At 63.9% G+C, this 18,599-nt stretch carries 17 protein-coding genes and 1 riboswitch; of the genes, 9 read left to right on the forward strand and 8 right to left on the reverse strand.

Going from position 1 to position 18,599, the window contains the following annotated elements; translation table 11 throughout:
- The first annotated feature begins 1 nt into the window (after position 1).
- Complete coding sequence (ggt, locus tag RND64_RS00505; protein ID WP_049699121.1) at positions 2–1,963, forward strand: gamma-glutamyltransferase; 1,962 nt, start codon at positions 2–4, stop codon at positions 1,961–1,963.
- Between the two features lie 19 nt (positions 1,964–1,982).
- Here ggt and RND64_RS00510 read toward each other — a convergent pair whose 3' ends face one another.
- Positions 1,983–2,444, reverse strand: coding sequence for a polyketide cyclase (locus RND64_RS00510; RefSeq protein WP_049699120.1), 462 nt, complete (start codon positions 2,442–2,444; stop codon positions 1,983–1,985).
- Positions 2,445–2,594: 150 nt separating this feature from the next.
- Positions 2,595–2,712: riboswitch (SAM riboswitch) on the forward strand.
- A 22-nt stretch (positions 2,713–2,734) separates the two neighbouring features.
- Between RND64_RS00510 and RND64_RS00515 the strand changes: the two genes are divergently transcribed.
- The 5 genes from RND64_RS00515 to RND64_RS00535 all read left to right on the forward strand — a co-directional run bounded on the left by RND64_RS00515 (position 2,735) and on the right by RND64_RS00535 (position 7,336).
- A complete protein-coding gene (locus tag RND64_RS00515; RefSeq protein WP_049699119.1) occupies positions 2,735–3,733 on the forward strand; it encodes an amino acid ABC transporter permease in 999 nt (332 codons plus the stop codon).
- Between the two features lie 35 nt (positions 3,734–3,768).
- The gene (locus tag RND64_RS00520) at positions 3,769–4,554 is read left to right on the forward strand and encodes an amino acid ABC transporter ATP-binding protein (RefSeq protein ID WP_049699428.1); all 786 of its coding nucleotides are present in this window, start codon (positions 3,769–3,771) and stop codon (positions 4,552–4,554) included.
- Between the two features lie 88 nt (positions 4,555–4,642).
- Positions 4,643–5,581, forward strand: a complete 939-nt coding sequence (locus RND64_RS00525) for a transporter substrate-binding domain-containing protein (protein ID WP_049699427.1) — start codon at positions 4,643–4,645, stop codon at positions 5,579–5,581.
- Between the two features lie 383 nt (positions 5,582–5,964).
- Entirely contained in the window at positions 5,965–6,561 is a 597-nt protein-coding gene (locus RND64_RS00530; RefSeq protein ID WP_049699118.1) for a sulfite oxidase-like oxidoreductase, read from the forward strand.
- Positions 6,562–6,619: 58 nt separating this feature from the next.
- Positions 6,620–7,336: an FAD-binding oxidoreductase gene (locus tag RND64_RS00535; RefSeq protein WP_049699117.1), complete on the forward strand. Its 717-nt coding sequence runs from the start codon at positions 6,620–6,622 to the stop codon at positions 7,334–7,336.
- A 186-nt stretch (positions 7,337–7,522) separates the two neighbouring features.
- On the opposite strand, the gene RND64_RS00540 is transcribed toward RND64_RS00535, so the two are convergent.
- From RND64_RS00540 to RND64_RS00560, 5 genes are all read right to left on the reverse strand, one after another.
- Positions 7,523–8,896 carry an ABC transporter permease gene (locus RND64_RS00540; protein ID WP_049699116.1) on the reverse strand — a complete coding sequence of 458 codons (1,374 nt, stop codon included), beginning with the start codon at positions 8,894–8,896 and terminating at the stop codon, positions 7,523–7,525.
- Positions 8,893–9,645: an ABC transporter ATP-binding protein gene (locus tag RND64_RS00545; RefSeq protein WP_049699115.1), complete on the reverse strand. Its 753-nt coding sequence runs from the start codon at positions 9,643–9,645 to the stop codon at positions 8,893–8,895. The genes RND64_RS00540 and RND64_RS00545 overlap by 4 nt, the downstream gene beginning before the upstream one ends.
- Before the next feature lie 108 nt (positions 9,646–9,753).
- Positions 9,754–10,395, reverse strand: a complete 642-nt coding sequence (locus RND64_RS00550) for a response regulator transcription factor (RefSeq protein WP_049699114.1) — start codon at positions 10,393–10,395, stop codon at positions 9,754–9,756.
- A complete protein-coding gene (locus RND64_RS00555) occupies positions 10,392–11,573 on the reverse strand; it encodes a sensor histidine kinase (protein ID WP_049699113.1) in 1,182 nt (393 codons plus the stop codon). Before RND64_RS00555 ends, RND64_RS00550 begins: the two co-directional genes overlap by 4 nt.
- Positions 11,574–11,611: 38 nt before the next feature.
- Positions 11,612–13,042: a serine hydrolase domain-containing protein gene (locus RND64_RS00560; RefSeq protein WP_270485268.1), complete on the reverse strand. Its 1,431-nt coding sequence runs from the start codon at positions 13,040–13,042 to the stop codon at positions 11,612–11,614.
- Between the two features lie 299 nt (positions 13,043–13,341).
- Here RND64_RS00560 and RND64_RS00565 point away from each other — a divergent pair, with 299 nt between their 5' ends.
- On the forward strand, positions 13,342–13,839 hold the full coding sequence (locus RND64_RS00565) for an HNH endonuclease (RefSeq protein ID WP_005206366.1): 498 nt from the start codon (positions 13,342–13,344) through the stop codon (positions 13,837–13,839).
- Positions 13,840–13,866: 27 nt separating this feature from the next.
- Here RND64_RS00565 and RND64_RS00570 read toward each other — a convergent pair whose 3' ends face one another.
- Positions 13,867–14,565, reverse strand: a complete 699-nt coding sequence (locus RND64_RS00570) for a PE-PPE domain-containing protein (RefSeq protein WP_270485264.1) — start codon at positions 14,563–14,565, stop codon at positions 13,867–13,869.
- A gap of 306 nt (positions 14,566–14,871) precedes the next feature.
- Here RND64_RS00570 and RND64_RS00575 point away from each other — a divergent pair, with 306 nt between their 5' ends.
- On the forward strand, positions 14,872–15,984 hold the full coding sequence (locus RND64_RS00575) for a ferredoxin reductase (protein WP_064868622.1): 1,113 nt from the start codon (positions 14,872–14,874) through the stop codon (positions 15,982–15,984).
- A gap of 9 nt (positions 15,985–15,993) precedes the next feature.
- Positions 15,994–17,232, forward strand: a complete 1,239-nt coding sequence (locus RND64_RS00580) for a fatty acid desaturase family protein (RefSeq protein ID WP_270485259.1) — start codon at positions 15,994–15,996, stop codon at positions 17,230–17,232.
- A gap of 49 nt (positions 17,233–17,281) precedes the next feature.
- Here RND64_RS00580 and RND64_RS00585 read toward each other — a convergent pair whose 3' ends face one another.
- Positions 17,282–18,487, reverse strand: a complete 1,206-nt coding sequence (locus RND64_RS00585) for a PucR family transcriptional regulator (protein ID WP_270485256.1) — start codon at positions 18,485–18,487, stop codon at positions 17,282–17,284.
- Positions 18,488–18,599 lie beyond the last annotated feature (112 nt).

An 18,599-nucleotide genomic window follows, 5' to 3' on the forward strand; every position in this document is an offset into this window, starting at 1 on the left:
TATGCGCCGTCCACCGCACACCCGTCCGCTCCTCCGCGCCGCAGCGCTGGCCATGGCGCCCGCGCTGATCCTCGCGGCCTGCTCGTCGACAAACGACGACGCTGCCCATACGTCCGTCACCTGCGGCGAGATCCCGACGGGCACACAGATCGACTCCAGCGCGGCGCCAAAGTCGTCGCAGGACATCTCGACTCGACCCGAAGCTGCCACCGGCTATCGCACCGGGATGCAGCCGGTGCAGACCAACACCTACGCCGCGGCGACGGCCAATCCGCTGGCCACCAAGGCGGCGTGTGAGACGCTGCGGGACGGCGGTACTGCAGCCGACGCGCTCGTCGCAGCGCAGATGGTGCTGGGCCTGGTCGAACCGCAGTCGTCCGGCATCGGTGGCGGGTCTTTCGCTCTCTACTACGACGCCGCCAAGCACAAGGTCACCGCTTTCGACGGCCGCGAGACCGCTCCGGCGGCAGCCACCGAGGACTACCTGCGCTACATCAGTCCCACCGATCAACGTGAACCGATTCCGAGCGCGCGTGCATCAGGGCGCTCCATCGGTGTCCCCGGTGCCGTGCGCATGCTCGAGGAGATCCACGACGACTACGGTCGCACCGCCTGGAAGAACCTCTTCGATCCCGCAGTCAGCCTGTCCGACAACGGCTTCGACATCTCACCGCGACTCGCCACCGCAATCTCCGAATCGGCCGACGACCTCAAGGCCGACGACGACGCGCGCTCGTACTTCCTCAATCCGGACGGCACGCCGAAGACCGCGGGAACACGACTGACCAACCCCGCGTACGCGAAAACGTTGGGCGCGTTGGGAACCGACGGTGCGCAAGCCCTGTACACCGGAGCCATCGCCGACGCGATCGTCGCGAAGGCCGGCTCGACGTCGAACGGTATGACGCCGAGTCTCCTTACCACCGACGACCTCAAGAACTACAAGGCTATGCGGCGCGAACCAGTCTCCACCGAGTATCGAGGCCACCGCATTGTTGCGATGCCCGGACCGTCGTCGGGCGGCATCACTGTCGCCGCGACGATGGGCATCCTCTCCAACTTCGACATTCCGTCGATGGGGCCGACCGGCGTCGACCGCGACGGCGGGCACCCGAATCCCGAAGCGGTGCATCTCATCAACGAGGCCGAACGCCTCGCCTACGCCGACCGCGACAAGTACATCGCCGACCCCGACTTCATCCCGTTGCCGGGCAAGGGTGTTGCGACGATGCTCGATCCGACCTACCTGAAACAGCGTGCGGCACTGATCAAACCGAACACGTCGCTGGGTAAGGCACAACCCGGAGATCTCGGTGAGGTCCCGCTCGGTTCCTACACAGGCACAGAACACGGAACCAGCCACATCACCGTCGCCGACAAGTACGGCAACGTGGCGTCGATGACGACCACCGTCGAATCGGCGTTCGGCAGCTTCCACATGGTCGACGGCTTCATCCTCAACAACCAGCTCACCGACTTCTCCGCGGAGCCGCGCGACGACTCGGGAGCGCTTCTCGCCAACCGGGTTTCGCCGGGCAAGCGCCCGCGATCATCGATGGCTCCGACCCTCGTCATGCAGCCGGGAGCCAATGGTGAGCCGGACACCTTGACGGCCGCGCTCGGATCGCCCGGAGGCTCCGTGATCATCCAGTTCGTCGTGAAAACGCTTGTCGGAATGTTGGATTGGAACCTGAACCCGCAGCAGGCGGTATCGATGATCGACTTCGGCACAGCCAACACCCCGACGTCGAATGTCGGTGGCGAACATCCACTGGTCAACACTGCCAACGACGGCGCCGACGATCCGCTCGTCAAGGGACTGCGCGAACGCGGAGAGCAGGTGTCGGTCGACGATCAGTCGAGCGGGCTCAGCGCATTGCAGCGCTCAGGTAACGGCTGGGTTGGCGGGGCTGATCCTCGCCGGGAGGGCGCCGTGATGGGCGACGACGCGTCGTTGAAGTGAGGTCGACGTCGGCGGGACGCTAATGATCCTCAACCGTCCGCGCCAGAATCCCGAGTGTCGCGCGCAGCCCGGCCTCGGGGATGATCGGGAACCGGCCCTTGATGTCCTCGTTGGTCACGCGGCTCCAGTCGTAGTACGACGTGACCAGCGTGCCGTCGTCTGTCGGTTCGAGCCGGTAGCCGTAGCGGTGATCGAGTGGCGGTCGTACGGTTCCGATGATCGTCCATTCGATCCACCGGTCCTTCTCGAAGCCCGTAATGATCACCCGTACGTCGTATTTGCCCATCGGGAGGTCGTTGAGCGACTCGCGATCCATGTGAACGACGAACTCGTCGTCCACAGCGCTGACGGGCGATCCTTCCGCACTTTGCAACATGCCTGAGCTGTCGATGGCGACGTGACCTCCTGGCGAGGTCAAAAGCTCAAAGATCGCCGACGGTTCGGCATGGATCAGACGGGTGATCTCGAACAGCTCGGCCATCAGGTCTCCTCTTTTCGACGTTGTGCCCACGATATGTGTTGCACCAGAGTCGACGCCTCCGCGAACAACCCGACCTTCCACTTCGCGACCCTAAGAATCTCGCAGATTCATACCCTCGGCGCGACGGCGGCGCAGCACTAACGTGGCGTCGGTTATGAGTGTCAGCGCCCAGCCCTGGCTTGCTGGCCAGCAACCCTCCGTCGTGGTGGGGTGCTCCAGGTGACAACCCGACGGAAGCAGGCACTCGCCGCTGCCGTAACAACGACACCGAGGAACGAAGACCGATACCTGTGACAGCTGAACTTTCCGCTGCGCACTCGCGTCCGCTGACCAGCGAACCGCGTGACGCAGAACTGCTTTCGGCCAAGCTGGTCAAGGCGCGTAAGCCCGGCCAGTGGGTGAGTAGCGCCGTCGTCCTGGTTCTCGCAGCGATGCTGGTGCACACGCTCCTGACCAACCCGCGGTTCCAGTGGGATGTGGTCGGCGACTACTTCTTCCATGCATCAATCCTGCGCGGCCTCGGCCTGACCTTGTGGTTGACTGCGTCAGTCATGGTGTGCGGCTTCGCATTGGGGATTCTGCTCGCCGTGATGCGCTTGTCGTCGAACCCCATCTTGTCGACGCTGAGCGCAGGCTACGTGTGGTTGATCCGATCGATTCCGCCGCTTGTCCAGTTGCTCTTCTGGTATGAGCTGGCCTCGCTGTATCCTCAACTGTCACTAGGGATTCCGTTCGGTCCGGAGTTCGTCAAAGCCGATACGGCGCACTTGTTCTCGGGCGTGCTCGCTGCGTTCGTCGCACTGACCCTCGATGTCGCGGCGTTCGCAGCCGAGATCGTGCGCGGAGGCATCCTCTCCGTCGACCGTGGTCAGGCCGAGGCCGCAGAAGCGTTGGGGCTGAGTCGGTATCGCATCTTCCGTCGAATCATTCTGCCGCAGGCCATGCCGGCGATCGTCCCGGCGTCGGGCAATCTGCTCATCGGGCTGCTCAAGGCGACGTCGATCGTCAGTGTGATCGCCGTCCAAGACCTGCTCTACTCCGTGCAATTGATCTACCAGCAGAACTACCTGATCCTGCCACTGCTGCTGGTCGCGACCATCTGGTACATCATCGTCACCAGTGTGCTCTCCGTCGGGCAGTACTTCGTCGAACGTCACTACTCGCGCGGCAATCGCCGACCGCAACAAGGGTTCTGGACGACGATCCGGGAGAACTTGCCGCTGTTCGGGCGAGTGCGCACCGACCTCCGCAGATTTGATCGTCGTAACGAAGGTGCGGTGGGCGCGTGAGCTTTGCGACGACGCGCCGCGGGAAAACCGCAGCCCTGCGTGACGATACGGAGTACGACGAGACGCTACCTCTCGTCCGAATCCGAGGACTGCGCAAGAGCTTCGGACTCCACAAAGTCCTCGACGGCATCGACGTCGACGTCCCGAGGGGCACTGTGACGGTGTTGCTCGGACCGTCGGGCTCGGGTAAGTCGACGCTGCTGCGCTGCATCAACCACCTCGAGAAGCCCGACAGCGGCTTCGTCGAGGTGGGCGGTGAGATCATCGGATACCGGCCTTCGTCGGGAAAGCTGCACGAACTGTCCCATCGTGAGATCGCGCGTCAGCGTTCCACGATCGGGATGGTCTTCCAGCAGTTCAACCTCTTCGGTCATATGACGGTGCAGCAGAACGTAATCGAAGGACCGTTGGCCGCGGGCATCCCGCGCGGCGAAGCCGTCGCACGAGCCGGCGATCTGCTCGAACGTGTCGGCATGGCCGGACGCGAAAGTGCCTACCCGCGCCAGCTCTCCGGCGGTCAGCAGCAACGAGTCGCCATCGCACGAGCCTTGGCGCTCAAGCCACGCCTCATGCTGTTCGACGAACCGACAAGCGCGCTCGATCCCGAACTCGTCGGCGAGGTCCTGGCCGTGATCCGTGATCTCGCACGCAGCGGTATGACCATGGTGATTGTCACGCACGAGATCGGATTCGCCCGCGAAGTTGCCGACCAGGCGATCTTCCTCGACGGCGGGCGCATCGTCGAATCCGGTGCTCCCGCAGAGATTCTCGACGACCCGCAACACGAGCGGACAAAAGCGTTTCTCTCCGCGGTGCTGTGAGACTGCGCGAGGCCGGTTACGGCAGATGCATTTCCTCCTGCCGTAACCAGTTACCAGACAGATGAATTCAGACAAGGGGACCAGAACGATGAAGCACCGACCACGTATTCTCGCCCTGTTGGCCGCCAGTGCTGTGGTCGGGAGCATTGCGCTGAGTGGTTGTGGATCGTCGTCGGACGACACGACGAGCTCAGCCGAGGCGTCGGCCGTTCTGACACAGGACATCACCAGCAAGATCGTCAAGGACGATGCGATCAGCGCTGAACTGCCGGAGAGCGTGCGCTCAGCGGGAACCCTGACCGTCGGCACCACACAGACTCCCGGGACGTCGAGCCTGCCGCACGGCGGTGTGGTCGACGACAAGAACGTCGGACTCGATCTGGACTTGCGTGACGCGATCGGCAAGGTCCTCGGTGTCAACTGGAACGTCGAGTACGGAACGTTCGCCTCGATCATCCCCGGCGTCCAGAACGGGAAATACCAAGTAGGACAGGCGAACTTCGGAGTCACCGCCGAACGCGAGAAGGTCCTCGACTTCTCGACCTACCTCAACGACGGTCAGGGCTTCCTCGGCTCGAAACGTGTCGACCTACAGAAGGTCTCGACCATCACCGATGTGTGCGGCTACACCATCGCCACCACCCCCGGTTCGACCTTCCAGACACTGCTGAGCTCGCACGTCGATGACTGTGCCAAGATCGGCAAGAAGCCGTGGACCGTCCAGTACTTCAACGACACAGCGCCCATCTTCCTGGGTCTGGCGAACGGCAAGGTCGACCTGTTCTTCGGGCCGGTACTGAGCCTGAAGTACGACGAGAAGCACGTCGAGGGAACCAAGTTCCTCGGCCAGATCAGCTCCACACCAGTCGGATTCGTCACCGCAAAGGACTCGGGCCTGGCCAAGCCGATCTCCGATGCCGTGAACAAGCTGATCGAGACGGGGGATTACGCAAAGATCTTCGCCAAGTGGGGTGTCCCGGATACGGGCGTCGAGAAGTCGACGGTCAACCCGCCGAGCACCTTCTGATCGACGGACTGCCTCGCGGTCGCTGCGAGCGGCCTGGTCGCGGGTCGCTGTCGGTGCGCCGGTCCGTGGGAAGTAGGGGAAGTAGGGGAAGTCGGTGCTCGTCGGTCTGCGGGAAGTAGGGGAAGGGTTCTTTCCGCGACTTGCTGACCTTTCCGCGAGGAACAACTCGAGGAAAGCGAAGGAACCCACCGAAAGATTCTTTCCCCTACTTTCTGCGCCGCGGGGAGCTCCTTCCCCCACTTCCTGCCCGGCTGCAGACTCTTTCCGCTACTTCCTGCACCTCGACAGGCCTCTTCCCCGACTTCCTGCACGCCCGCGCGGCGCCCACCCCGCCGCTCCGCCGTTGACCTGCGACGACCCGGCGCGCGCCTACACTTGGTCGTATGGCGATAGTGAACCGGGGGTTCGTCGGGCGTCGCGATCGGATGGCTGATCGGCTGCCGCCCGGGCAGTACTCGACCGTCGACTTTCCTGTGCTGTCCGCCGAGCCGACGCCGGCGCTGCCCCATGACCGGTGGAGGTTGACGATCCAGTCGTCGGATCATCGTGCGCACAGTCTTGGCTGGTCTGACTTCCGCGACCTCCCACACCAGGACGTCACCACCGATATCCATTGCGTGACACGCTGGTCGAAGTTCGACACGCGGTGGCGCGGGGTGTCATTCGACGACTTGTTGTCGACGCTGCCCTGGGCGCCGGACGCTTACGTGATGGCTCACTGCTACGGCGGATACACCACCAACGTCCCGCTCGCCGACCTGACCGACGGGAAGGCGTGGCTCGCAGACACTTTCGACGGTGAACCCCTTGCGCCAGAACACGGCGGGCCGGTGCGGCTGCTCGTTCCGCACCTGTACTTCTGGAAGAGTGCCAAATGGGTTCGACGCCTGCGGTTCATGCCCAACGATGCGCCGGGCTTCTGGGAAGAGCGCGGCTACCACATCTACGGCGACCCCTGGCTAGAGCAGCGCTACTCGTGACGCCACTGCCCCTCACGCGGCTACTCGTGACACACCCGTCCGTGACACCGAAGGAGTGATGGCCGTGGACTGGCAGATCACGACGGTGGTCGGGTCGCAGATGCAAACGCCCACAGCGCGTTCACTGCGACTCGCGCTCAGCGAACCGATGAGCGCCGACGCGGGCGCGCACGTCGACATCCGACTGACGGCGGAGGATGGATACTCGACGGCCCGGCCCTACTCGCTCTCCGATGTCCGCGAGAGCCGCACCATCGAGGTGACCGTCGAGAAGGTCGACGACGGCGAGGAGTCCCCGTACCTCGTCGACGTCGTCGAGGTGGGCGAGCCGCTCGAGATCAGCGGACCGAACGGGCAGTGGTTTACGTGGGATCCGTCGCAGACGCGGCCGGTCCAACTCATCGGCGGCGGGTCGGGGATTGTGCCGCTCATGTCGATGATCCGACTCCGCGAGGTGAGCGCACCACTGACGCCATTCAACCTCGTGTACTCGCTGCGGGAGCCGAGCCGCCGCTACTTCGCCGACGAGTTGGATCAGCTGGTCGCGCACAATCGGTTGCCCGTCAACATCTTTCACACACGAGTCGCTGCGGATGGGGAGCGTCGTCGACCTGGCCGCGTGACCGCCGACGAACTCGCCGCAGCGACGTTCCAACCCGAGCGGGAGCCCATCGTCTACATCTGCGGACCCAACGGGTTCGTCGAACATTGTGCTCGAGCGATGCTCGACGCTGGGCACGACGCCGCACGGATCAGGACCGAGCGTTTCGGCTAGGTAGTGCTGACCGACAGGAGACGGCATGGCAACGAAGAACGCCTGGTAGTCCGTCCGGACGCCGACGCCAGAAACACGTGTAACTGACACCCGCGAGCGGAACTTCGCGCGCAGATGTCAGAAACACGTGCTTCTTGCAGACCGCGGGCGGGCCGGGCAGACCGCAGATCAACACACGGCCAACTCTCACGCCACCGCGAGCGCGTCGACGGGGGCGACGGCTACCGCGCGACGGCTCGGTGGCAGCGAGGCGGCGATCACGACGACGGCAGTGCCCGCGATGATCGCGACGAGTGCACCCCAGGGCAGCCCGACGGGGATGCCCGAGGTCGCCTTGCCGATGAGCGACTGGCTGCCGACGGTGCCGAAGATGACGCCGAGTACCAGGCCAGCGATCACTGCGGTTCCGCTGAGCGCCAGCGACTCGCGGACCACCATTGCGCGCACCTGCTTCGCCGTGAACCCCATGGCACGCAGCATTCCGATCTCCCGCGTGCGGCCGATCACGGTGAGCGACATCGTCGACACGAACCCGACGGCGGCGATGATCGCCGAGATCGCAATCATGGCAAGCAGGATCGCGGTGATGACCGACAGTGAGCGTTCGGTCTCGGCCATCTCGGCGGGCGGCATGTCCCAGCTGTGGATCGACTTCGTCAGCGAGCTCATCCCCGACGCGATGGTGGTCACCAGCGTGACGCCGACGAGCAGTCCGATGGTCGAGCGGGTCGTCCGTCGCGGGTCGGACACGGCGTTCTTGCGTGCCACGATCGACGGTGCGCTGGCACCGAACGCGGCACCCATCCACCGGACCAATTGCGGCACAATGCGTTGCGCGCCGATCAGCACACCCGTCGAGACCGACGCGGCACCGAGGAAGGCAACCGCGAAGCCGGTGAGATTGCCGAACTCACCGAGGTAGCACGCGAGCGCCAGCAACAACGCACCGAACACGATTGCGCCGCAAGCAACAACCGTCCGGAACGTACCGACCTTCGACCGCGCCCCGTGCGCCACCGCGGCACGAGTGAGCGTCGACCGTGTGCCCACCCGCGCAGCGATGGCCGCGATCAGGACGACAGCAATGCCGGCAGCAAAGACTCCCAGCGGTAGGAGTGGGTAGTCGCCGCTAGGCAGTTTTCCGTTGTGCAGCAGCGCTTCTCGAACGATGGTCATGACCACTGTCGCGCACACGATGCCGATCACGGCTCCGATCGCCGCGACCGTGACGACGGCCCTGGTGAGTCCAGCTCGCAACTGACGTGCGCTCGCCCCGATCAGACGTAGCAGTCTCAATTGTGCTCGACGACCCGCGATGACCGTGTCGACACCCGAACTGATCACGATCCCGGAGACGAACAGGGCAATACCGATGAAGACCGCAGCAACCACTGCAAGCGCCGCACCAGCAGAACCACCCTTCTTCTCCGAGAGCACCGACAGCATGCTCGCAGCGTCGACAAGCGTTGTCCCGTAAGCACTGGCGAGACCTGCGACGATGCCGACCGTCGACAACTCACGCAACGATCCGACGGTCAGCCGTGCCGATGTTGCCCTCATGCCGAGACCCCCTGCAAGCCGATGAGAAGCTCGGAGATCTCACGCGCGCCGAGGCCGCGGTACTCGCCGGTGATCTGGCCGTCGGCGAGCATGATCACGCGGTCGGCATACGACGCCGCGACGGGATCGTGCGTCACCATCGCGATGCCCTGCCCGTACTCGCGAACCGCGGTGGTCAACAGCGCCAACACCTCTCGGCTGGTACGTGTGTCGAGGGCGCCTGTCGGCTCGTCGGCCAGGATGATCGTCGGACGCATCGCGAGCGCGCGCACGATGGCGACACGTTGCTGTTGGCCGCCGGAGAGCTCCGCGGGCAGGTGGTCGAGGCGTTCGTCCAGGCCGAGTGACCGCACCAGGTGTGCGATCCAGTAGCGCGTCTGCGCGTCGAGTCGTGTCCCGGCAAGTACGAACGGGAGGTTGATGTTCTCCTGAGCTGTGAGCGTCGGGATGAGGTTGAACGATTGGAAGACGAAACCGATGTGTCTGCGACGCAGCACTGTTCGTGCTTCATCGTCGAGCGACCCGATGGGATTGCCGTCGACCCAGATCTCACCCGACGTGATGTCGTCGAGTCCAGCGACGACGTTCATCAGCGTCGATTTGCCCGATCCTGACGGGCCCATGATTGCCGTGAACTCTCGACGTCGCAGATCGAGCGACACGTCGCGTAGCGCATGGATCGGTTGGCTCGGGTCGCCGTAGCTTCGGAATACGTTGCGTAGCACCACAGATGCTGGTTCATTCGTCATGCAGACAACGCTAGGGAACGCGAATGCTCAAGTCGTCAGCCATGACGATGAAATCGGCTCGGTCCGCCGGACTACATCGCGTACATCTCGAGATGTATGTCGTGGCGGTCAGACCAACCCGTGGTCGTATGCGTACACGACGAGCTGCACTCTGTCGCGCAGCTCCAGCTTGGCGAGAATGCGCGAAACATGCGTTTTCACAGTGGCTTCCGAGAGTACCTCGGCGTCGGCGATCTCGGCGTTGGACAGTCCCTGTGCTGCCCGCACGAGTATCTCGCGCTCGCGTGGGGTCAGGCGGTCGTACTCGGGTCCGGGATCGCCTGCCCGCGTGCGGGTTTGCTCGAACAAGCGCCGTGTCGCCGACGCCGCTACCACCTGACTGCCGTTGGCGACGGCCCGGATCGAGGCGAGCAGGAAGTCTGGCTGCGCGTCCTTGAGGAGAAACCCACTGGCCCCTGCGGCGATGGCCGACGCCGCAGCCTCGTCGGCGTCGAACGTCGTGAGTACCAACACGCGCGGAGCGTCGTCGCCGAGTGCGCTGACGAGGTCTGCGGTCGCGGTGATGCCGTCGATGCCCGGCATGCGCACGTCCATCAACATGACGTCGGGGCGTGTGGTGCGCACGAAATCCAAGAGTGAGAGGGCCGACGACTCGTGTCCGACAACTTCCATGTCGGGCTGACTGTCGACGATCATCGCGATGCCCTGGCGGAACATGGGCTGGTCGTCGATGAGGGCGATTCGGATCACCGCGACACTCCTTTCGAGTCGACGTCGGAGGTGGCGGGCACGCGCAGTTCGACCAGCCAGGTGTCCTCGGTGGCGGTGCTGCGGGCCGTTCCGCCGACGAGCGCGGCGCGTTCAGCCATGCCGATGATGCCGCGGCCTGCGCCACCGGGGGAGAGCGGGGTGTCGGTCAACCCGTTGCGCACGGTGAGGTGGCAGCCTCCGGTCCAGTCGATCTCGACGGTGACTGGCGTGGCCAGGTCGCCGTATTTGAGTGCGTTGGTGAGTGCTTCGGTCAAGACGCGCTGCGCCATTCGTCCGACGGCAGGCTCGCTGGTCTGCTCGTCGCCGATCTCGCTCGTCTCGATCGTCATGCCCGCGGTCCGCATCCGCTCGTATAGGGTTTCGCGGTCGGCGCGGGAGGCGGCGACGGCGTCGTCGTTGTTGAGTTGGGCGAGCAGTCCGCGCACCTCGCCGAGTGATTCGCGTGCGGTGTCGGCGATGACGGTCAATGCGTTCCGTGCAACGTCGGGTGCGGTGTCGATGCTGTAGCGGGCACCCTCGGCCTGTGCGACGACGATGGTCAACGAGTGTGCGACGACGTCGTGCATGTCGCGCGCAAGACGTGTGCGTTCACGCTGTTCGTCGTAGAGGTCGAGCAGGCGTCTGCGTTCGAGCTGTGCGATGGTTTCGGCGACCTTGGCCTGCGCGACCGTACGACGCTGATACCGGATGAACCCGAACGTCCACCCGCCGATCACCACGACCGCCGCCAGGCAGAATCCGACGAACGTCGTGAACGCACGGTTGAGCAGGGACGGCTCGACTGTGTAGGCGTGCGGGAACTCCCACCCGGCGACGAGCGATCCGATGACGGCAACGGCGAGCGAACCACGTCGAACCCGACGGTCCGGATGCCCGCCGAGCGTCGCGAAGATCGGGAAGTAGGCGAGCGAGGCGAGTACGGCGATCTGGTCGGTCGCCACCTGAATCGCCGCGGATGCCAGCGTGAGCACGATCATCAGCGTCGGGGCGAGTCGTCGGACAGCGAGCGCGACGGTCACGAGCACCGCGGCAATGCCCGCGGGTGTCGACTGGTCGAAGTGCAGCCAGATCGCGATTGCACCGAAGAGCAGGGCCACGGCGACGTCGAGCATGAGGCCTCGACGGGTCAGGCCGCCGGCGTAAAGCGGGTCGCGCATGCGTCCAGAGTGTCAGATGGCGGGGTGCCGCCGGAGGCCTACCGCTTGCCGGGTGACTGAGGTGTCCCCGGTAGGCAGGTGATTGCGAAGCAGCCGGGGTTGCCCTGCAGGGGCGCTCGCAAGGGTGTCGAACCGCATTGCAGAACCGTGCAATTCGACGGCGCGTACGGTCCGAAACCCAACGCGCCCAACGCGATGTTCGGGTCGGCGAATTGGACCGGATCGAAGTCGAGGTTCATCGTCGGACGGTACGGTCCGGGGTCGGGAATCCTCGGCGTCCGGAAGGCAGCGACGAGCTTGCGGAAGAACTCGCGATACAGCTCACTGTTGAGGCTGGCGCTGAGAAGTGTTCCCGGGTCCGGTGAGACGTCGCCGAGAATCCCGTTCCAGCTCACCAACAATCCGAGACTGGGGACGATGAAGTTGTTCTGCTGCAGGAAGCCGACCATCGCGTAGGCGTCGGAGGGCAACCCGGCCAGAGGTGCCTGCTGGATCGTCTGTCGGGACGGGAATGACGGTCCGGTACACGGAGAGTCGTTGACCCAGAACAGATATCCGTAACAGCGGTTCGACGCAGATGGTGTGTGCGCCTGGCGGATGTAGTCGGAACCGATGATTCGTCGGCCGCCCCAGACCCCGTCGTTGAGCATCAGCAGCCCGAGCCGTGAATAGTCTTTCGGAGGCATGAACAAGAAGGCGTATCCGTAGGTGTGGCCGGACCGATCGCGCGCCCAGTAATAGTCGTGCTGCTTGATTCCCAAGGGCCCGAACAGTGTTCGCTGCGCAAACTCCTGCAGATCTTCTCCGACGGCGCGCTGCACGACGTACGCCAGGAGGTCGGGTCCGTGCTGGGTGTACTCGAAGAACGTGCCGGGCTTGTGCTGAACAGGCAGCGCGAGAGCCTCTTTCGCGATATCCGGGTCGACGTCGAGTCCCGCGGTCAGTGCTTCGCTGACGATCGACTGGCGCAGGCCCGACGATTGGGTCAACAGGTCGCGCACGGTGATCGCTGCATGTGAACGATCGACTGTCCCTGCGGGGAGATACTTCTCGATCGACGCCCCGAGATCGAGGCGGCCCTGCGTATAGGCGACACCGGCGAGCATCGAAATGACACTCTTGGTCGAGCTGAACAGATTCCACGGAATGTTTCCGGTCGCAGTGTTGAGTGGGCCGTTTCCGATCAGACAGTTGTTGCGATAGACCTCGATATGCGTCCGCATTCTCGACGCGGCGAATGCGATGGCGTCGTCCAGCTTTGCCTTGTCGATTCCGACACTCGACGGCGTGGCGGAATTGGGTGCCGCAGAGCCCTGCGGAAGGGCGCACCGGGCTTGGCTCGGCGCTGCGTCGGCGGTCGGCACAGTGGTCAGCGCGACCGGTGCCACCAGTGCGATCAGTGCTGCACAGGTCAGCAGAAGTCGCCGCCGGGAAGGCGTGAAAAGCCGATGCGCCTGATGCTCGAACACTGCGCTGACCCCCTGATAGTGAGAACAACTGACGTGCAGCGTGGCACGCGACTGATCGGGTGGTGTCGGCTTCGAGAAATGGAGGGCGATGCCGTTGAGATCGTGTGCAGATCGGCCCGCGGGGTGGCCACAGTGCACACATCCGGGCGCAGCAGTCGAGGGTCTGACCGAATATGTCATCGAAGTGAACGCCGGGCGGTATTTCGCCGCCACAGAACAAATGGCCTCGCGGGATCGACGTATTGCCATTAGCGTGGATCGCGCCACGTCCGAGCGCATACGGCATCGGGAGGACTGCCATGACAATCTTCGTCACCAACGCCGGGTTACAGATCCTGGCGCGTGTCACCTGGCGTCGTGCGGCCGTGTTGCTGACCACCGAAGTCGCCCGCAACGTCGAGGGCACACCGGTTGTGCGCGTCGTACATTCACCTACGGTGACGCTGCCGATTCACAAGGTGGTGGCCATCAAGCGCAACGCCTACCGACCTTATGCGGGCAAGTCGATGGATTCGTATGCCTCGACAGCGACCATTCTGCGCCGTGACCAGTGGATTTGTGCCTACTGCGACGGCCCTGCCGACACCGTCGACCACATCGTGCCGGTGTCCAAGGGCGGCAAGAGCACCTTCGGAAACCAGGTTGCGGCGTGCAAATCGTGCAACGGTTTCAAGGCCAATCGCACTCCGCGCCAGGCGGGTATGGCGATGAGGCACGCGCCTTTCGTCTATGACCCGTGGGCGCAGGACCAGAAAGAGGTCTGGGAACTGTTCACGTTGCGGCCGAAGACCGGGTAGTTGCCGTGGCGGATCACGATGAATCCGCTACGGCGCAACCACATACGTGGTGTTCCCGACGACCGCGCGAGTCTGATTCTGCGGGCTACTGATCGACGTCCACCAATATGACGTGTGCGCACCGCTGAATTTGTTGTTCGCCAACTTTTCCTGTGCGGCGGGGTTCGGCCCGTCAGGCCAGTTGTCGGTGTTCGCCCACCCGTCCCAGCGTCGACTGATGTCGGTCACCGTGTATCGAGTGTTGTCTGGTGCAGGCCGCAGTGTGACTCCGTCCAGTGTCTTCCCGAGGTCGCCGCCGAGACGTCGTTGCGGGTTCCCGATCAGAACAAACGAGAGGTCGGAGGCGCTCGGAGCCCCCGGCTTGCCCGCGTAAGCGCGGAGCCACTCGGATGCGATCTGGGCGCCCCGCGAGTAGCCGAAGACAATCTTCTTGCCTGGCGTATTGCGAATGGAGTCATTGAGATTGTCGCGACCCTTCAGCAAGCCCGCATAGGTCAGGTCGTTCGACGCAGGCACGCCCACCGGTGTGCCATGAGCGGGCGCGAAGCCGCTCAGCGTCGTGTTCATCGTCGCGGCGGCGAAAGCTCCGAGGCCGATCAGGAGTGGTTCGCAGGTAAGTACCGTCGTGGTCCTGTTGTCCGCAGCGAGGGCGACGCCTGCTGACCGTTCGGGCGGGCCGGGCCGCGGGGTCGAAAGGAGGATGGACGCGGCAAGCAGGGCGATCATGCAGGCTGCTGATCCTGCGAAATTTCTGTGCCGTGAGCCGAGTCTTCTGCGTCGTGAACGCAGCGGGACGTTGTCGCGATGGGCGTGGTGTGTGCGGGCGAGAGACATGGACGATTCGCCGTTCGGTAGGGGATGATTTCCCCCCTGTGACCAGGATTACCAACGACTGAGAGCATGTCGCTAGCTCGGCGAACGACCGTAAGCAAACTGTTAGCGGCGGCTAACGGAACGAACTCAAATGCGACTGTGACTCCCATCACGGACTGTGTGTACACTCGTTCACTACGAGCTACCGGAGGGAGGCTGGTGAATCTTCTCAAGTGGAGTAAGCGGCCTGCGGCCGACGTCGACGCGACGCGCCCAGAGGTCAACATCCTGCGAGGCCTGATCGCGCGAGCGACTACCCCTCTGCTACCCGACGACTATCTACATCTGATCAATCCACTGTGGAGCGCCCGTGAACTACGCGGACGCGTTGAGGACGTCGTCAAGGAGACCGCCGACAGCGCGACGGTGGTGATCCGCACGGGATGGGGCTTTCCCGAGAGCTATCAGCCAGGGCAGTACGTCGGCATCGGACTCGACGTCGACGGCCGCTGGCATTGGCGGTCGTATTCGCTGACATCCTTCGGCAGCAACGACGACAAGACGATCTCGATCACCGTCAAGGCAAACCCCGACGGCTTTCTGTCGACGCACCTCGTCGACGGTGTCGCGCCCGGCACAATCATTCGCCTCGCCGCGCCCAAGGGTGATTTCCACCTGCCGGAGCCGGTTCCCGACGCAGTCCTGTTCTTGACTGCGGGCAGTGGCATCACGCCCGTGATCGCGATGCTTCGCTCGATGAAACACCGCGAACAGACGCCCGACATCATTCACGTCCACGCCGCGCCGAGCCGCGACTCGGTGATCTTCCTTGACGAGCTGGAACAACTCGACGACGAAACACCCAGCTACACACTCGATCTACGCCTCAGTTCGGAGGATGGCAGATTCGACGTCACCCAGCTCGACGCCGCGGTTCCGGATTGGCGCGAGCGCTCGTGCTGGGCGTGTGGACCCATTGAGTTCCTCGACGACATCGAGGACGTGTTTCGCGAGAACGAGCTATCGGATCAGCTGCACATCGAACGATTCGCCATCGCACGCACCGACGTCGGTGGTGAGGGCGGCACGGTGACGTTCGCGAAATCGGGTAAGTCGGCCGATGTCGACGGTGCCACCACACTCCTTGAAGCAGGCGAGGAGTTGGGAATTCAGATGCCCTTCGGATGCAGAATGGGTATCTGCCAGACCTGCGTTGTTCCGCTCGCGGCCGGCTACGTCCGAGATCTGCGCAGTGGCGACGAACGACGTGAAGGTGACCGAATCCAGACATGTATCTCGACCGTGTCGGGTGAATGCACGCTAGACCTGTAGGGAGACTCCATGGCCATCACCGACATCGATCGGTACGCCCATCTCACAGAGGCCGACGTCGAGGCACTGGGTGCTGAACTCGACGCGATCAGACGTGACATCGAAGAATCGCGAGGTGTCGCCGACGCGAAATACATCCGACGCACCATCGCATTTCAGCGTGCGCTCGCCGCCGGCGGACGCGTGGTGCTGATGTTCAGCAACCGCAAACCCGCGTGGATTCTCGGGACCGGGATGCTCGGCGTCGCCAAGATCGTCGAGAACATGGAACTCGGCCACAATGTGATGCACGGGCAGTGGGATTGGATGAACGATCCCGAGATTCACTCGTCGTCATGGGAGTGGGACACCACCTGCCCGAGCGTGCAGTGGAAGCACTCGCACAACTTTGTGCACCACAAGTACACGAACATCGTCGGCATGGATGATGACGTGGGCTACGGCATCCTCCGTGTCACGCGAGACCAGCCGTGGGAATGGTGGAACGTCGGCAATCCGGTCTACAACTTCCTTCTCGCAACGTTTTTCGAGTGGGGCGTGGCGCTGCACCACCTCGAGACGGAGAAGTTGAGGACCGGCCAGAAGTCGTATCGCGCTGCGCTGAAGGATCTTCGGGTGATCGGGCGGAAGGTCGGGAAGCAGGCCGCCAAGGACTACCTGATCTTCCCCGCGCTCGCCGGACCCAACTGGTTCACCACGCTGACCGCCAACGCGACTGCGAACTTCATTCGCAACTACTGGTCGTACGCAGTGATCTTCTGCGGGCACTTCCCCGACGGTGCGGAGAAGTTCACTGTCGAGGAGTACGAGGAAGAAGACCAGCCCCGCTGGTACCTGCGACAGATGTTGGGATCAGCCAACTTTCGCGCAGGCCCGCTGATGCGATTCATGAGCGGCAACCTCAGTCATCAGATCGAGCACCACCTCTTCCCGGATCTGCCGAGCAATCGGTACGAGGAGATCGCGGTGCGTGTGCGCGAACTGTGCGACAAGTACGACCTGCCGTACACCACGGGCTCGTTGCAGCATCAGTACTGGTTGACGTTCCGGACTATCGCGAAGCTATCGGTGCCCAACGCCATGTTGAAGGCCAGCGCCGACGACGCGCCCGAGACGGCATCGGAGTTGCGCTTCAACATCATTGAGGGCACCAAGACGCACTTCGGCGTCGACCCGGACACGGGCCGTCGGCGCGGGCTGCGGTCGGCGCTGCGGGAGCTGCGGTCGTCGCGGGTGGCCGCTCGCTGAGGGTCCCCCGCTGATCGAGCTTGCCCACCGCTGATCGAGCTTGTCGAGATCACCCCCGCCAGCGCAGCACCTCAAGCGCGACGCCGACGTCGAGCAGGCTCTCGTCGAGCGGACGAGGCAGAAGCTCATCGGCCCGTGCGAGGCGTCGAATCACGGTGTTGCGGTGCGTATAGAGCGCTTCTGCGGTCCGAGAAGTGTTGCACTGCAGCCTGATCCAGGTTCGCACTGTGTCGAGTAGGGCTGAGTCGGCGTGTGCGAACTCGCCGAGAGTGTCGTCGACGAACGCCGCGGTGTCCTCGGCGGACGACATCAGCAGCGAGACCAGTCGGACGTCGTCGTACCTTACGAATCCGTGCGAGCCGCCGAGCTGCGCGACGATCCGCTGGGTCGCGAGCGCCTGAAAGTGGCTGGTGCGGAAGCCGTCGACGCCGGCGCCTGTTCTACCGACGGCGACGTCGATCAGTGGTGATGGCGAGACGCGCGCGATGTGTGCCTCATCGGTGGGCAGCCACATCCACAGCGACGCTGCGCTGGCCACGACGGTGAGCCGGCTGGCACACCCGCCCGAGGCGGCCAGCGTGTCGGCGGCAGATTCGAGAGTTGCTGCCTGTTCGGGGTGGCTGCTCCACAGGATCAACGCGGTGTGCGGTCCGAGGAGTCGGTAGCCGAGTTGGGTTTCGGCGCGATCGATGGGGATGGGTGCGCCTTCGAGAAGCAGTGCAACCGCTTCTCGACGCTGCGCGTGTGTGCCGCGGGTGAGCTCGCGTCGTTCGCTGCGCATCCTGTTGCTCGTCGCCTCGACGGTGTCGTCGATGTAGGTCGAGATGGAGATGAGTGTGATGTCGAGGAGTTCGCGCAGTTGTTGGGGGTCGTCGGTGAGGCTGAAGCAGACCTGCATCCACAGACGCCAGGCGACGCTTTGCGCGGTGCGGAAGGCGTCGAGTGCTGATTCATCGAGGCCGCGCCGGACGAGGTCGCGAGCGGTGGCGAGGATGTCGGGGCTGATCTCGGCGGGTACGCGTTCGCCGGGATGGACTACGTTGCTCCTCGCCCAACGCATGGTGTTCGCGAGGTTGGTGCGGCGAGTTCCCTCGGCGAGCACAGGGTCGTCGGCGATGGCCTTCATACGGATACCACCCAGTGAAGCGTCGTGGATGGCTTCGATCCATTCCTCGGGCGGGTCCAGGATGAGTTCGGCGCCGCGTCGGATCAAGCTTTTGATCTCGGGGGATACGTACGGCCACTCATCGGACATCCGAACAGTATGCACCTTGCGCGATGTTCATCGTGGGCACTTGGCACCTGGTGCGACGGCTAAGTGTGACGCACTCTGGAATGTAACAACGTATGGTGTCATATTTGCCGTG

Origin of the sequence: Gordonia sp. w5E2, assembly GCF_036540975.1 — a bacterium.
GTDB classification, from domain to species: Bacteria; Actinomycetota; Actinomycetes; order Mycobacteriales; family Mycobacteriaceae; genus Gordonia; species Gordonia jacobaea.

Excerpts from the sequence above, each read along its gene's own strand:
- RND64_RS00525 (WP_049699427.1), top strand. The coding sequence starts at position 4,643 with ATGAAGCACCGACCACGTATTCTCGCCCTGTTGGCCGCCAGTGCTGTG.
- RND64_RS00535 (WP_049699117.1), top strand. The coding sequence starts at position 6,620 with ATGGCCGTGGACTGGCAGATCACGACGGTGGTCGGGTCGCAGATGCAA.
- RND64_RS00565 (WP_005206366.1), top strand. The coding sequence starts at position 13,342 with ATGACAATCTTCGTCACCAACGCCGGGTTACAGATCCTGGCGCGTGTC.
- RND64_RS00555 (WP_049699113.1), bottom strand. The coding sequence starts at position 11,573 with ATGCGCGACCCGCTTTACGCCGGCGGCCTGACCCGTCGAGGCCTCATG.
- RND64_RS00530 (WP_049699118.1), top strand. The coding sequence starts at position 5,965 with ATGGCGATAGTGAACCGGGGGTTCGTCGGGCGTCGCGATCGGATGGCT.
- RND64_RS00540 (WP_049699116.1), bottom strand. The coding sequence starts at position 8,896 with ATGAGGGCAACATCGGCACGGCTGACCGTCGGATCGTTGCGTGAGTTG.
- RND64_RS00570 (WP_270485264.1), bottom strand. The coding sequence starts at position 14,565 with ATGATCGCCCTGCTTGCCGCGTCCATCCTCCTTTCGACCCCGCGGCCC.
- RND64_RS00510 (WP_049699120.1), bottom strand. The coding sequence starts at position 2,444 with ATGGCCGAGCTGTTCGAGATCACCCGTCTGATCCATGCCGAACCGTCG.
- RND64_RS00585 (WP_270485256.1), bottom strand. The coding sequence starts at position 18,487 with ATGTCCGATGAGTGGCCGTACGTATCCCCCGAGATCAAAAGCTTGATC.
- ggt (WP_049699121.1), top strand. The coding sequence starts at position 2 with ATGCGCCGTCCACCGCACACCCGTCCGCTCCTCCGCGCCGCAGCGCTG.
- RND64_RS00545 (WP_049699115.1), bottom strand. The coding sequence starts at position 9,645 with ATGACGAATGAACCAGCATCTGTGGTGCTACGCAACGTATTCCGAAGC.
- RND64_RS00580 (WP_270485259.1), top strand. The coding sequence starts at position 15,994 with ATGGCCATCACCGACATCGATCGGTACGCCCATCTCACAGAGGCCGAC.